The following is a 12,467-nucleotide window of genomic DNA, read 5'->3' on the forward strand; positions in this document are numbered from 1 at the left end:
GATTCGTCTGAAAATGCGATTCTGGTTTCTCCTGATGGCCACACTCTTTCTTGCGGGATGCAGTAGCCATCGTGCACCGCCGCCTAACCCACGGCTTTCAGATTCGATCACCGTTATTGCCAGCCTTAACGATCAGCTGAGCAACTGGCGCGGCACGCCTTATCGCTACGGCGGCATGAGCCGCGGCGGCGTGGATTGCTCCGGCTTCGTGCTGATGACGTTTCGCGATAAGTTTGATTTACAGCTTCCGCGCGAAACGCGAAAACAGGCAGAAATTGGCACTGAAATTGATAAAGACGATCTTCTGCCCGGGGACCTGGTTTTCTTCAAAACCGGATCGGGTGAAAGCGGTCTTCATGTGGGAATATATGATACAGACAATCAGTTCATTCACGCCTCGACCAGCCGCGGCGTGATGCGCTCTTCTCTTGATAATGTTTACTGGCGTAAAAATTTCTGGCAGGCACGACGTATATAGTCTTTGTCGGATACTTCTCTTATGACGGCATGGTCAGTAATAAATCATGCCGTTTTTCTCAAATAAGATGCTTAAAGTTAAATTTGCCTAAAATTAGTGAATCCTGCATGTGTCTGTTTTATCTAAAACTGGCTATTATTCTGCAACCAGGATAAAATTATTTTAGATTCAGGGATAAATCTGAAAATTAATACGGAACTAATGAAATTAATCTTATTAAAATCAAGACAGTGGAATTGTGTCGGCAATTGCTCCAGGATGTCCTCTCTCATCTTTAATGCGGGGCGAGTGCAATGATTATTACGCTAGATAATGCTTACCAGTCTGAACTGCTGCTTTTACCTGCCCGTAATAGTGCAGGTGAGCTTAAAGGTTTAGAAATTCTGGTTAACTTTACTGGCGTCGGCAGCGATGTGCGGATCCCCACTGAGCTTGTTATCCCTCGGCTTTCAGCGGCTGAAGAGTTAGCGCTGTTTAACGAAAAACTGCAATTGCTTGATACCTGTAAACTGTTTTTTATTCAGCATCAGTTAATTGCATGGATCAATATTACACCTGCAATAGTTGAGTTTTTATTAAGTAATGGAAACGCTGTTTCAATCCTTGAGCGTTATCCGTTTCTTGAGTTTACTGTTAATGAGAACTATCCAGGTTTAAATAACGGAAAGGACGATCTGCAGCTGGCGAGAATGGCAATCCATTTCCCGTTGGTCCTGGCAAACTTTGGCGCAGGCGCCGCATCGCTCAAAGCGGTCTATGATGGATTATTTAAACGGGTAATCCTTGATAAAGGCTTCATTCAGCAGCGTGCTCCGGAGCTCTCTTTTGAGCCTTTTATGCGCGCCATCCTCTGGCAAATCACGCCGCACTGCCAGTCAGTGATCGTCTCGGGCATTGACGACCACGGCCTGTTGCAGCGCGTTTTGTCCTTCAATTTTGGCGCAATGCAGGGGGCACTCTGGCCAGCCGTCTCTGCAGAACACGTCACTACGCTGGTTCAGCAGCGATAACCCTTGCTTTCGCCCGTGTTTAAGTCCGGGTAAACCCTCTACACTAAAAGCAGGAGGACCTATGACCCTGTCTTTTACTGCTCACTGGCATGACGAGTTGCCAGGCTTTTACACCGCACTCAAACCGACACCGTTACAAAATTCACGCCTTATCTGGCATAACGATTTGCTGGCAGAAGAGCTGGCCATTCCGCCTGAGTTCTTTCAGCGTTCAGAGGGTGCAGGCGTCTGGGGTGGTGAAACGCTTCTCGCCGGTATGCAACCTCTGGCTCAGGTCTATAGCGGACATCAGTTTGGCGTCTGGGCGGGGCAGCTGGGCGACGGCAGGGGGATCCTGCTCGGTGAACAACGGCTTCCCAACGGGGAGACGGTTGACTGGCACCTGAAAGGCGCAGGCCTTACTCCCTGGTCGCGAATGGGCGACGGGCGCGCGGTGCTGCGTTCAACTATCCGCGAGAGCCTGGCGTCTGAAGCGATGCACGCCCTGGGTATTCCCACTACCCGCGCGCTGTCGATTGTCACCAGCGATACGCCGATAGTGCGCGAAACGGTAGAAAAGGGGGCAATGCTGATGCGCATCGCGCAAAGCCATCTGCGCTTCGGTCATTTTGAGCACTTTTACTATCGCCGCGAGCCGGACAAGGTTCGCCAGCTGGCTGACTTTGCCATTCGTCACCACTGGTCGCATCTGCAGGACGAGGCGGATAAATACGTTCTCTGGTTCAGGGATGTGGTTGCCCGAACCGCAGCCCTGATTGCCCGCTGGCAAACGGTAGGCTTTGCCCATGGCGTGATGAATACGGACAACATGTCGATTCTTGGGCTGACCTTTGATTACGGTCCTTTTGGTTTCCTGGACGATTACCAGCCTGGCTATATCTGCAACCACTCTGACTATCAGGGACGCTACAGCTTTGACAATCAGCCGGCGGTTGGCCTGTGGAACCTGCAGCGGCTTGCGCAAACCCTGTCGCCGTTTATTGACGTTGATGCCCTCAACGATGCGCTCGACAGCTACCAGGACATTTTGCTGCGGGAATATGGCACGCTGATGCGCAACAAGCTGGGGCTGATGACGCAGGAGAAGGGCGATAACGACATCCTCAATGGCCTGTTTGCCCTGATGGCGCGCGAGGGCAGCGATTATACCCGTACCTTCCGGATGCTGAGCCAGACGGAGCAGCACAGCACGGCCTCCCCGCTGCGCGACGAGTTTATCGACAGGCAGGCGTTTGACGACTGGTTTGCGCAGTACCGCACGCGGCTGCAGCAGGAGCAGGTGGATGACGCTGTCAGACAGACGCAGATGAACGCGACGAATCCCGCGATGGTGTTGCGCAACTGGCTGGCGCAGCGGGCGATTGAGCAGGCAGAGCAGGGCGAATACGACGAGCTACACCGCTTGCATCTGGCGCTACGCGCGCCGTTTGCCGACCGGGATGATGATTACGTCAGCCGCCCGCCTGACTGGGGCAAGCGGCTGGAGGTCAGCTGCTCAAGCTAACCATGTTTGCCGGGTGGCGGCGTCGCTTCACCCGGCCTGGAAATCACTGCGCAACCCATCCCCCATCCATATTCCACGCGGCGCCGCGAACGTTCACGGCGCTGTCGCTGCACAAAAACAGCGCCAGTTCACCCAGCTGCTCAGGGGTGACAAACTCGCCCGAAGGCTGTTTCTCTGCCAGGAGCAGATCGCGAGCCTGCTCCGGCGGCACGCCCTCAGCGATACGCTTATCAATTTGCTGTTGCACCAGCGGCGTCAGTACCCAGCCTGGGCAGATGGTATTGGCGGTAACACCGGTGCGGGCGGTTTCCAGCGCCAGCGATTTCGTAAAGCCCACTACGCCATGCTTGGCGGCCACGTAGGCTGACTTCTCTTTTGACGCGACCAGTCCGTGAACCGAGGCGATATTGATGATGCGCCCCCAGTTTTTCTCGCGCATGGCGGGCAGCGCCAGTCGGCTGGTGTGAAATACCGAGGAGAGATTAATGGCGATAATGTCGTTCCATTTCTCCACCGGAAACGCGTCAACCGGGGCGACATGCTGTATCCCGGCGTTGTTGACAAGAATGTCCACGCCGCCAAACTGCGATTCGGCGTAGCGCATCATGGCTTCAATTTGCAGCACGTCACGCAGGTCTGCATCGTGATAGCCCGGCGTTTTGCCCAGTTGCGCAATCTCAACTCTTGCTGATTCGCTGTCGCCGAAACCGTTGAGGATCAGCTGTGCCCCGGCCTTCGCCAGCACGCGGGCGATCCCAAGCCCAATGCCGCTGGTCGAGCCTGTCACCAGCGCGGTCTTACCGTTCAGATTCATCTTTCTCTCCTTACACAATGCCGGTCAGATAGAACACGGCAATGACAAAAAGCACTGCCAGACTTTTAATGATGGTGATAGCGAAAATGCCGCCGTAGGCCTGGCGATGGCTCAGGCCGGTAATCGCCAGCAGGGTAATCACCGCGCCGTTATGGGGCAGCGTATCCATCCCCCCGCTCGCCATTGAGGCCACGCGGTGCAGCACCTCAAGCGGGATATTGGCGGCGTGGGCGGCGGCGACAAACGAGTCGGACATGGCGGCGAGCGCAATACTCATCCCCCCGGACGCCGAGCCGGTGATCCCCGCAAGCACCGTCACGCTGATGGCCTCATTCAGCAGCGGATTGGGGATGGCCGCCAGCGCTTTGGATAACACCAGGAACCCGGGCAGGGCGGCGATAACCGCGCCGAAACCGTACTCAGAGGCGGTATTCATCGCCGCCAGAATGGCACCGCTCACCGCGGTCCGGCTGCCTTCAGCCAGACGCCCCCGGATATTGCGAAAGCCAAAAATCAGCACCAGCACGATACCGGAGATCAGCGCCGCTTCCACGGCCCAGATGGCGGTGATCTTGCCCACCTCGGTCACAATCGGTTTCGCCAGGCCTGGCAGAGTAAGCTCGTGGGTCGTGCCGTACCAGCCGGGGATCCAGCGGGTAAACAGCAGGTTAAGTATGCCCACCACCAGCAGCGGGGAGATAGCAATCAGCGGGTGCGGAAGGTTAATGTTATCCGGCGTTTCGGGCTCATTTTTCAGATCCGTGCCGTAACCTTCGTTGTTATTGAACGCCTTACGACGCTGGCGCTCCAGCCAGAGCAGGCCAAAGACGATAATAAACAGAGAGCCGATAAGCCCCAGCCACGGCGCGGCCCAGGCGTTCGTGCCAAAGAAACTGGTGGGGATGATATTCTGGATCTGCGGCGTGCCGGGCAGGGCGTCCATGGTAAACGAGAATGCCCCCAGCGCCACGGTGGCCGGGATCAGCCGCTTGGGGATGCCGCTCTGGCGGAACAGCTCCGCGGCGAAAGGGTAAACCGCAAACGCCACCACGAACAGCGACACGCCGCCGTAGGTTAACAACGCGCACACCAGGACAATCACCGGAATGGCGTGGCGACGACCGAGGATCTGGATCGCGGCGGCGACGATGGAGCGTGAGAAACCGGAAAGCTCAATCAGCTTGCCAAAAACGGCCCCCAGCAGGAACACCGGGAAGTAGAGCTTGACGAAGCCCACCATCTTTTCCATAAACAAGCCGGTAAACGTCGGGCCGACGGCACCCGGATCGGTCAGCAGCACGGCGCCGAGCGCCGCAATCGGCGCAAACAAAATAACGCTGTATCCGCGATAGGCCGCCAGCATCAGCAGCGCCAGCGCCGCCAGGGCAATTAACACACTCATTACGACTCCTCACTTTAATTATTATTCGGGTACCAACGAGATGCTTAACGCTCGACGGTGAGAGCAATGCCTTGCCCGCCGCCTACGCACAGGGTGACGAGCCCTTTTTTAACGTCACGGCGCTGCATTTCGTACAGCAGCGTCACGAGGATGCGGCAGCCGGAGGCGCCAATCGGATGACCCAGGGCGATAGCGCCGCCGTTAACGTTCACCTTGCGTTCATCCCAGCCGAGCTGCTTGCCCACCGCCAGCGCCTGGGCGGCAAAGGCCTCATTGGCTTCAATGAGATCCACGTCATCCAGCGTCCAGCCCGCCCGCGACAGCGCCGTCCGGCAGGCGCTGACCGGTCCGATACCCATCACCGACGGGTCAACGCCCGTCACGGCGTAGCTCACGATACGACCGAGAATGGGCAAACCGCTCTCCCGCGCTTTTTCGCCGCTCATCAGCAGCACCGCAGCGGCACCGTCGTTGAGCGTTGACGCATTTCCGGCCGTGACCGTGCCTTCCTCCTGCAAAAAGGCGGGGCGCAGCTGCGCCAGCTGCTCAGCGGTGGTGCCTGGCCGGGGCTGTTCGTCACGGCTGACGATAAGCGGCGGTTTTTTACCCTGCTGCACCGTCACCGGTGCAATCTCGTCGTCAAAGCGACCCGCTTCGATGGCGGAGGCCGCTTTGTGCTGCGACCGGGCGGCAAAGGCGTCCTGCTGCGCGCGGGAAATGTCATTCTCACGGGCGACGTTTTCAGCGGTGATCCCCATGTGGTAATCGTTGAACGCGTCCCACAGACCGTCGGTAATCATGCTGTCCTGCAGGCCCGTATGGCCAAAACGCAGCCCTGAACGCGCGCCGTCCAGCAGATAGGGGGCGCTGCTCATGCTCTCCTGACCGCCAGCGAGCACCACATCCGCGTCGCCGCAGCGGATCGCCTGCGCGGCGAGCTGCACCGCTTTTAAGCCCGCGCCGCACACCAGGTTGACCGTTGTCGCCGGTGTGCTGACGGGCAATCCGGCGGTGATGGCCGTCTGGCGCGCAGGGTTTTGTCCGCACCCGGCCGTCAGCACCTGTCCGAAAATCAGTTCATCCACCTGTTCTGCGCTAAGACCGCTGCTCTCCAGCAGATGCCGCACCGCGGCGGCCCCCAGCTCAACCGCTGAAAGGGACGATAGCGATCCGCGAAAACTGCCAATGGGGGTTCGGGTTGCCCCGACAATCATGACCTCTTTCATCGTGAGTCCTCAGTTGAAGCGCATCTCGCGAACGTCGTCCGCCACGGTCATTTTCCCGGCCGTCTTAGCCGCAATTTCGTCGATGCTGACGCCGGGGGCGTATTCGCGCAGGACGAATGCGCCGTTCTCGATCTCAAGCAACGCGAGGTCGGTTAAGACCCGACGGATGCAGCCCGCGCCCGTGAGCGGCAGCGTGCAGCGCGGCAGCAGCTTTGACTCACCGCTTTTCGAGGCGTGGGTCATCACCACAATGATGTTCTGCGCCCCTGCGACAAGATCCATCGCGCCGCCCATGCCCTTCACCATCTTTCCGGGGATCATCCACGAGGCAATATTGCCCTCGACGTCCACTTCAAACGCGCCCAGCACGGTCAGGTCGACATGACCGCCGCGGATCATGGCAAACGACTGGGCCGAGTCGAAAATGGCCGCGCCGGTGCGCGCGGTCACGGTCTGTTTACCGGCGTTGATCATGTCGGCGTCAAGGCTCTGCTCGTCAGGAAAAGCCCCCATCCCCAGTAGTCCGTTTTCCGACTGGAGCATCACGTCCATCCCGTCCGGAATGTAGTTCGCCACCAGGGTAGGGATGCCGATCCCCAGGTTGACGTAGTAACCGTCGCGCAGCTCGCGGGCGACGCGCATGGCCATCTGTTCACGGGTTAACATCGTCACACTCCTTGCGCGCGCAGCGTGCGCTGTTCAATGCGTTTTTCAAACTGGCCGACAATCAGCCTGTCGACGTAAATTCCCGGGGTATGAATGGCCGACGGAGGCAGCTCGCCCGGGGGAACGATCTCTTCCACCTCGACGACCGTTATCCGGCCCGCCGTTGCCATCAGCGGATTAAAATTTTGCGCGGTATGCCGATAGACAACGTTGCCGTACCAGTCCGCTTTCCAGCCCTTAATGAGCGCAAAATCACCGGTAATGGCCTCTTCAAGGATGTAGTGCTTCCCCGCAAACTGGCGCACGTCTTTGCCGACAGCCACGGGGGTGCCGTAGCCGGTGGCCGTGTAAAATGCAGGAATGCCCGCGCCGCCCGCGCGCACCTTTTCCGCCAGCGTGCCCTGAGGCGTGAGTTCAATCTCCAGTTCGCCGCTCAGCACCTGCCGCTCGAACAGCGCGTTCTCGCCGACGTAAGAGGCCACCACTTTGCGTACCTGGCGCGTTTCGAGCAGTAGCCCGAGACCGAAACCGTCCACGCCGCAGTTGTTTGATACCACCGTCAGGTCTTTCACCTGACGGCGTCTTACCTCTGCAATCAGGTTCTCCGGAATACCGCACAGGCCAAAGCCGCCCGCCAGCAAGGTCATCCCGTCCGTCAGCCCATCCAGCGCCTGCGCATAGCTGCCGACGCGCTTATCCAGTCCCGCCATAGTCATCCCTCCCGTTAACCGTGCCGGTATCATTAGTGGCGGCGACTCATTTGTTAATTTTGAATTTGTGACCCACTCATTTGGTTTTTTTATTAATTTCCTGTTAACTAAATTTTTTCAATTAGTTAACAGGATGAAAAATGAGAATGAGTGTCAAACAGTTACGCGCGTTTTTAGCGGTAGCTCACACTCTGAATTTCGCGCACGCCAGCGAACGGCTGAATCTTTCCCAGCCGGCCCTGAGCCTGACCATTAAAGCGCTGGAGGACACGCTCGGCGGACCGCTGCTGCAGCGGAGCACGCGCAAGGTCGCGCTGACGCAGGAGGGGGAGACGTTTTTGCCCATGGCGCGCCAGCTGCTTGCCGACTGGGATAACGTCGAAGAGGCGATGCACCAGTGCTTTACCCTGCAGCGCGGTAAAATCTCGGTCGCCGCCATGCCGTCGTTTGCCGCGAATGTCCTGCCCGAGGTGCTAAAGGCATTTCGCGATCGTCATGCCGGGGTCAACGTCACCGTGCATGACGTTATTAACGAGCAGGTGATCGAGATGGTGCGGGAAGGGCGGGTCGAGATGGGCATCGCCTTTGAGCCCGCGCCGACGCACAACCTGCTGTTTACCCCGCTGGGCCTCGACAGGTTTGTTGCCATTGTGCCGAAAGACTCCTCGCTGGCGGGCAAAAAGCGCCTGACGTGGGAAGAGCTGCTGACGCTGGATTTCATCACCCTGCAGCGCCCCTCTGCGGTGCGTCTGATGATGGAAGAGGAGCTGGCGCGAAGCGGCAGAAAGCTGGACGTCGCGCTGGAAAGTCATCAGCTGGTGACGGTCGGGAGAATGGTTGCGAGTGGCCTCGGCGGCAGCGCCGTCCCGGCGCTGTGCGAGACGCAGATGGCGTCGCTGGGCGCGGTCTGTATTCCGCTGGACAGCCCGCCCATTGAAAAGTGTATCGGAGCGATCCATCCAGGGCATACGCAGCTCTCTAAGGCGGCGCATGCCCTGCTGGAAACCCTGAAAGATTTTTACCAGCCCGATCAGGGGGCGAGAAACACCTGAGGCGCGGCGTGAGCCGGATGCCTGCCGACGATCACCTGCGCGCCGTACCAACGCGCCAGCGCGTCGGCCTGTAAAACGGTTTCCGGTGCTCCCTGGGACACGATTGTGCCGCCATGCAGCAGCAGGATGCGGTCCGCCCACAGCGCCGCCAGATTAAGGTCGTGCAGCACCGCGCACACGTGCAGATGCCCCCGACGGGTCAGGGACTTCAGCAGGCGCAGCAGATGCTGCTGGTGATAGAGATCCAGCGCAGACGTGGGTTCATCAAGGAACAGCCAGCCGCGCGGCGCGCCGTCGCACCAGAGCTGAGCCAGCGCGCGGGCGAGCTGGATGCGCTGCTGCTCGCCGCCGGAGAGTGCGGCAAACCGCCTGCCCGCCAGCGGTAAACAGCCGGTGACGGCCATGACCTCCTCAATAACCGACGCTTCAGGCGTGCGGGTCCAGGGCGCTCGCCCCATACCGACGACCGCCTCAACCGGCCAGTCAAATCCGAGCTGCGTGTTCTGGCGCATTACCGCCCGGTAGCGGGAGAGCCTGTCCGGCTGCCAGGCCGCAAGCGGTGTGCCCGCCAGGCTGCACCGTCCGCCCGCAGGTTTAAGGTAGCCGGTCAGCAGCCGCAACAGCGTTGATTTCCCGGCGCCGTTGGGGCCAATCAGCGCCACCAGCTCGCCCTGAGATAAGGTCAGCGACACGTCGTTAATCAGCGTGCGTTGTCCGGCGCGAAAAACAAGGTTTTCTGCACAGTAGCGTTCAGCCATGCGCACCTCCGCGACGAAAGATAAGCCACAGAAACCACGGCGCGCCGAGAAGGCTGGTCAGTAAGCCGACCGGCATTTCCGCCGGGGCGACCACGCTGCGCGCCAGCGTATCGGCAACCAGCAGGAGCAGCGCGCCGGCCAGCACCGAGCCGGGGAGCACGGCCCGGTGGTCGGCTCCCGGCCACATGCGCACCAGGTGCGGCACCACCAGGCCGACGAAGCCGATCACGCCGCTGACCGCAACGGCGGCGGCCACCAGCAGGGCACTGCACAGCAGCAGGATCCGCTGCACGGCGGCAACCTCCACGCCGAGGTAATGCGCCTCTTCGTCGCCCAGCTGCAGCAGGTTGAGGGCGCCTGCCAGACGCCAGATAGCCAGCGCGGTGGGGACCATCAGCGACGCGACGGCCAGCAGGGTTGACCACTGCGCCTGGCCGAGGCTGCCCATTCCCCAGAGCGAAAGCTGGCGAAGCTGGGCATCATTGCTGAGCCATGACAGCACCCCGACGGCCGCGCCGCACAGGGCGTTGATGGCAATTCCCACCAGCAGCAGGCGCGACAGGGTGGCGTCACGCTGTCGGCTGAGCAGGAAAATCACGAAGGTGGCGGCCAGCGCGCCGAGAAACGCCGCCAGCATCGGGGCGTACAGCATCACCAGGGCAGGCAGCGAGAGCGGAAGTACTACCCACAGCGCAACGGCGAGCGCCGCGCCGCTGCTGATGCCGAGCAGTCCCGGGTCCGCCAGCGGATTTCGAAACAGCCCCTGCATCACGCAGCCCGCCAGCGCCAGTGAACCGCCGATCGCCAGCGCCAGCAGCACGCGAGGCAGGCGGATCGTCAGCCAGATTTGACGCAGCGCCTCGTCGCTGCCGTTCCACAGCAGGCTGACCGGCAGGCGTAATGCCCCAACCCCGGTCGCTGCGAGCGTCATGATGGTCAGGATCGCGGTCAGCATCCATAACGATAAGGTTATCCGCCGGGACATCAGGGCAGCTGTTCCGCTTTGGCACGCAGCTGCTGGATGGCTTCCGGCGTTCGCACGCTGAAGCCCAGCAGCGCCATATCGTCAATCGCCAGCACCTGCTTATTCCGTCCCGCCGGGGTTTGCGCCAGGCCGGGCAGCGTCCACAGATTCGCTTCACCGCCCAGGGCGTTGAGACCGTCCTGAGAAATCACCACCAGATCGGGTCGGCTGGCGATCGTGCCTTCCTGCGACAGCGGCTGATAGCGGGTGAACCCCTGCATCGCGTTCTGCAGCCCCGCCGCACGAATGGCCGCATCCGCGCCGGTCTGTTGCCCGGCGGCCATGGCGGTCATCCCGCCGTGGTTGAGAATAAACAGCACCCGCTTATTGAGCGGTGACGCGGGAAGCGCCGACAGCGCCTGGCGCAGCGTGCTGCGCAGGACCTCCCCCTCGGCCTCGCGGTGCGTCGCTTCAGCGACGATCCTCACCTTTTCGTCAATGACGTTCAGGTCGTTACCGGCAGGAACAGCGATCACCCTGACGTGGCTTTGCTCAACCTGCTTTAGCGCCAGAGACGGCTGCGCCTGGGCGCTGGCCAGCACCAGCGTAGGGCGCATGGATAAGATCCCTTCCGCATTGAGCTGGCGCAGATAGCCCACGTCAGGCAGGTCGTTCGCCGCCTGCGGCCACTGGCTGGTGCTGTCGCGGGCCACCAGCGAGGACGCCGCGCCGAGAGCGTAGACAATCTCGGTGACGTCGCCGCCAAGGGTAACGATTTTCTCCTGCGGCGCAGCAAGCGCCAGCAGGGGCAGGGCGCTGAGCAGGGCAAGCCACCGTTTCATGCGGCCAACCCTTTGGCCGTTAAGGCGTCAATCTGGCTGCGCCACTGGCTCTGCTCCGGTTCGCCTTCCGTGCGCTGACCGTACAGCTGGGCGATTTGCGTCCCGTCGGCGGCAAACAGCTCCAGGCTGGTGACGTGCCCGCCAGCCGTCGGCTTGCGCGTGACCCACGTTTCCGCAATGGATCCTTCAAGCAGATGCAGGGTAAAGGTTGGGTTAAAGACGTTCAGCCAGCCTTTCATCGGCACCAGCTTTTCCACCGCCCCGGTGAAGATCTGCACGCAGCCGCGGTTGCCCACGAAGACCATGATTTCGTTACCGTCCCGGCACGCCGTCTCCAGGAGCTGCGCCAGCGCGGTGTTTTCTACCCGGCAGGCCAGATCGTCATCCACCAGGCGAAACGCCTGCTGGCGGCTGAGGTTATGGCGCTTGAGCAGGCTGAAGAACTGATGAACGTCGGTCATGGCGCGCCACTCTTTGTCCACCAGCGCGGCATCCGCGTTTTCAGCGTGAGCCGGGGCATCGGCCATCCTCAACGCCAGCGGCGGGTTGTCGGCAAAGATAAAGCGGGTCAGCACGTCGCCCCAGGCGGAAACGTCGGTGTTGTCCGTGGCGTAGACCTTCAGCAGGGCATCGCCCTGGTGGTCGAAGAACTGAATGCTCTGCCGCTCGCCGCGGGCGGTGGTTTCGCTGATGTGAAACGCGCTCGCCCACTGGTTGAGGAACAGGCGCAGATCCAGCGCGCGCGGGTTCAGCACCAGCCCTGCGTGGCCGTTCAGGTGCTGGTTGGTGAAGTTCCCCACCTGTTCGTGAACGGCGTATTCGTTGCGGCAGATACATTTGGTTTCGCCCACCGCCTCCAGCGCGCCCAGGATCTCGCGGATTTCACCGCGCAGTCGCCAGGCGTCGTGACCCACGCGGGCAAAGGTCAGCTCCGCTTCGCTGATGTTCATTAACCCTGCGACGTCGCGCGCGTACTTACCCGGATTGGCTTCTTTTAGCTCAAGCCAGCGCGTGTAGTGATTCATTGTCTCTTCCTTCTGA

The 12,467-nt window shown here is 60.4% G+C and carries 13 protein-coding genes; 4 read left to right on the forward strand and 9 right to left on the reverse strand.

Annotated features, from left to right (window positions below):
• The first annotated feature begins 13 nt into the window (after positions 1–13).
• The 3 genes from AC2TE5_RS09275 to selO all read left to right on the forward strand — a co-directional run bounded on the left by AC2TE5_RS09275 (position 14) and on the right by selO (position 2,992).
• Complete coding sequence (locus AC2TE5_RS09275) at positions 14–478, forward strand: C40 family peptidase (protein WP_023335377.1); 465 nt, start codon at positions 14–16, stop codon at positions 476–478.
• 293 nt (positions 479–771) lie between these two features.
• Positions 772–1,488 carry an EAL domain-containing protein gene (locus AC2TE5_RS09280; RefSeq protein WP_023335378.1) on the forward strand — a complete coding sequence of 239 codons (717 nt, stop codon included), beginning with the start codon at positions 772–774 and terminating at the stop codon, positions 1,486–1,488.
• A 61-nt stretch (positions 1,489–1,549) separates the two neighbouring features.
• On the forward strand, positions 1,550–2,992 hold the full coding sequence (gene selO, locus AC2TE5_RS09285; RefSeq protein ID WP_484613083.1) for a protein adenylyltransferase SelO: 1,443 nt from the start codon (positions 1,550–1,552) through the stop codon (positions 2,990–2,992).
• A 43-nt stretch (positions 2,993–3,035) separates the two neighbouring features.
• Here selO and AC2TE5_RS09290 read toward each other — a convergent pair whose 3' ends face one another.
• Genes AC2TE5_RS09290 through AC2TE5_RS09310 form a run of 5 tightly spaced genes read right to left on the reverse strand, consistent with a single transcriptional unit; the run spans position 3,036 to position 7,810 of the window.
• Entirely contained in the window at positions 3,036–3,806 is a 771-nt protein-coding gene (locus AC2TE5_RS09290; RefSeq protein ID WP_213328527.1) for a 3-hydroxybutyrate dehydrogenase, read from the reverse strand.
• A 10-nt stretch (positions 3,807–3,816) separates the two neighbouring features.
• The gene (locus AC2TE5_RS09295; RefSeq protein WP_063142909.1) at positions 3,817–5,208 is read right to left on the reverse strand and encodes a GntP family permease; all 1,392 of its coding nucleotides are present in this window, start codon (positions 5,206–5,208) and stop codon (positions 3,817–3,819) included.
• Positions 5,209–5,252: 44 nt separating this feature from the next.
• On the reverse strand, positions 5,253–6,434 hold the full coding sequence (locus AC2TE5_RS09300) for an acetyl-CoA C-acetyltransferase (RefSeq protein WP_484613084.1): 1,182 nt from the start codon (positions 6,432–6,434) through the stop codon (positions 5,253–5,255).
• A 9-nt stretch (positions 6,435–6,443) separates the two neighbouring features.
• Positions 6,444–7,100 carry a CoA transferase subunit B gene (locus AC2TE5_RS09305; RefSeq protein ID WP_339277293.1) on the reverse strand — a complete coding sequence of 219 codons (657 nt, stop codon included), beginning with the start codon at positions 7,098–7,100 and terminating at the stop codon, positions 6,444–6,446.
• 2 nt (positions 7,101–7,102) lie between these two features.
• Positions 7,103–7,810, reverse strand: a complete 708-nt coding sequence (locus AC2TE5_RS09310) for a CoA transferase subunit A (protein WP_213328524.1) — start codon at positions 7,808–7,810, stop codon at positions 7,103–7,105.
• A gap of 140 nt (positions 7,811–7,950) precedes the next feature.
• Here AC2TE5_RS09310 and AC2TE5_RS09315 point away from each other — a divergent pair, with 140 nt between their 5' ends.
• Positions 7,951–8,862, forward strand: a complete 912-nt coding sequence (locus tag AC2TE5_RS09315) for a LysR family transcriptional regulator (protein ID WP_159513941.1) — start codon at positions 7,951–7,953, stop codon at positions 8,860–8,862.
• Here the strand turns inward: AC2TE5_RS09315 and AC2TE5_RS09320 are convergent.
• The 4 genes from AC2TE5_RS09320 to chuS are packed head-to-tail and all read right to left on the reverse strand — an operon-like array spanning position 8,841 to position 12,451.
• Positions 8,841–9,620, reverse strand: coding sequence for a heme ABC transporter ATP-binding protein (locus AC2TE5_RS09320; protein WP_213328523.1), 780 nt, complete (start codon positions 9,618–9,620; stop codon positions 8,841–8,843). The two genes, AC2TE5_RS09315 and AC2TE5_RS09320, sit on opposite strands and share 22 nt — an antisense overlap.
• On the reverse strand, positions 9,613–10,605 hold the full coding sequence (locus AC2TE5_RS09325; RefSeq protein WP_484613085.1) for a FecCD family ABC transporter permease: 993 nt from the start codon (positions 10,603–10,605) through the stop codon (positions 9,613–9,615). Before AC2TE5_RS09325 ends, AC2TE5_RS09320 begins: the two co-directional genes overlap by 8 nt.
• Positions 10,605–11,426: a heme/hemin ABC transporter substrate-binding protein gene (locus AC2TE5_RS09330; RefSeq protein ID WP_484613086.1), complete on the reverse strand. Its 822-nt coding sequence runs from the start codon at positions 11,424–11,426 to the stop codon at positions 10,605–10,607. Before AC2TE5_RS09330 ends, AC2TE5_RS09325 begins: the two co-directional genes overlap by 1 nt.
• Entirely contained in the window at positions 11,423–12,451 is a 1,029-nt protein-coding gene (chuS, locus tag AC2TE5_RS09335) for a hematinate-forming heme oxygenase ChuS (protein ID WP_484613087.1), read from the reverse strand. Before chuS ends, AC2TE5_RS09330 begins: the two co-directional genes overlap by 4 nt.
• Positions 12,452–12,467: the final 16 nt, after the last annotated feature.

The organism is Enterobacter sp. N5-15 (assembly GCF_057221635.1).

Excerpts from the sequence above, each read along its gene's own strand:
- AC2TE5_RS09275 (WP_023335377.1), top strand. The coding sequence starts at position 14 with ATGCGATTCTGGTTTCTCCTGATGGCCACACTCTTTCTTGCGGGATGC.
- AC2TE5_RS09280 (WP_023335378.1), top strand. The coding sequence starts at position 772 with ATGATTATTACGCTAGATAATGCTTACCAGTCTGAACTGCTGCTTTTA.
- selO (WP_484613083.1), top strand. The coding sequence starts at position 1,550 with ATGACCCTGTCTTTTACTGCTCACTGGCATGACGAGTTGCCAGGCTTT.
- AC2TE5_RS09290 (WP_213328527.1), bottom strand. The coding sequence starts at position 3,806 with ATGAATCTGAACGGTAAGACCGCGCTGGTGACAGGCTCGACCAGCGGC.
- AC2TE5_RS09295 (WP_063142909.1), bottom strand. The coding sequence starts at position 5,208 with ATGAGTGTGTTAATTGCCCTGGCGGCGCTGGCGCTGCTGATGCTGGCG.
- AC2TE5_RS09300 (WP_484613084.1), bottom strand. The coding sequence starts at position 6,434 with ATGAAAGAGGTCATGATTGTCGGGGCAACCCGAACCCCCATTGGCAGT.
- AC2TE5_RS09305 (WP_339277293.1), bottom strand. The coding sequence starts at position 7,100 with ATGTTAACCCGTGAACAGATGGCCATGCGCGTCGCCCGCGAGCTGCGC.
- AC2TE5_RS09310 (WP_213328524.1), bottom strand. The coding sequence starts at position 7,810 with ATGGCGGGACTGGATAAGCGCGTCGGCAGCTATGCGCAGGCGCTGGAT.
- AC2TE5_RS09315 (WP_159513941.1), top strand. The coding sequence starts at position 7,951 with ATGAGAATGAGTGTCAAACAGTTACGCGCGTTTTTAGCGGTAGCTCAC.
- AC2TE5_RS09320 (WP_213328523.1), bottom strand. The coding sequence starts at position 9,620 with ATGGCTGAACGCTACTGTGCAGAAAACCTTGTTTTTCGCGCCGGACAA.
- AC2TE5_RS09325 (WP_484613085.1), bottom strand. The coding sequence starts at position 10,605 with ATGTCCCGGCGGATAACCTTATCGTTATGGATGCTGACCGCGATCCTG.
- AC2TE5_RS09330 (WP_484613086.1), bottom strand. The coding sequence starts at position 11,426 with ATGAAACGGTGGCTTGCCCTGCTCAGCGCCCTGCCCCTGCTGGCGCTT.
- chuS (WP_484613087.1), bottom strand. The coding sequence starts at position 12,451 with ATGAATCACTACACGCGCTGGCTTGAGCTAAAAGAAGCCAATCCGGGT.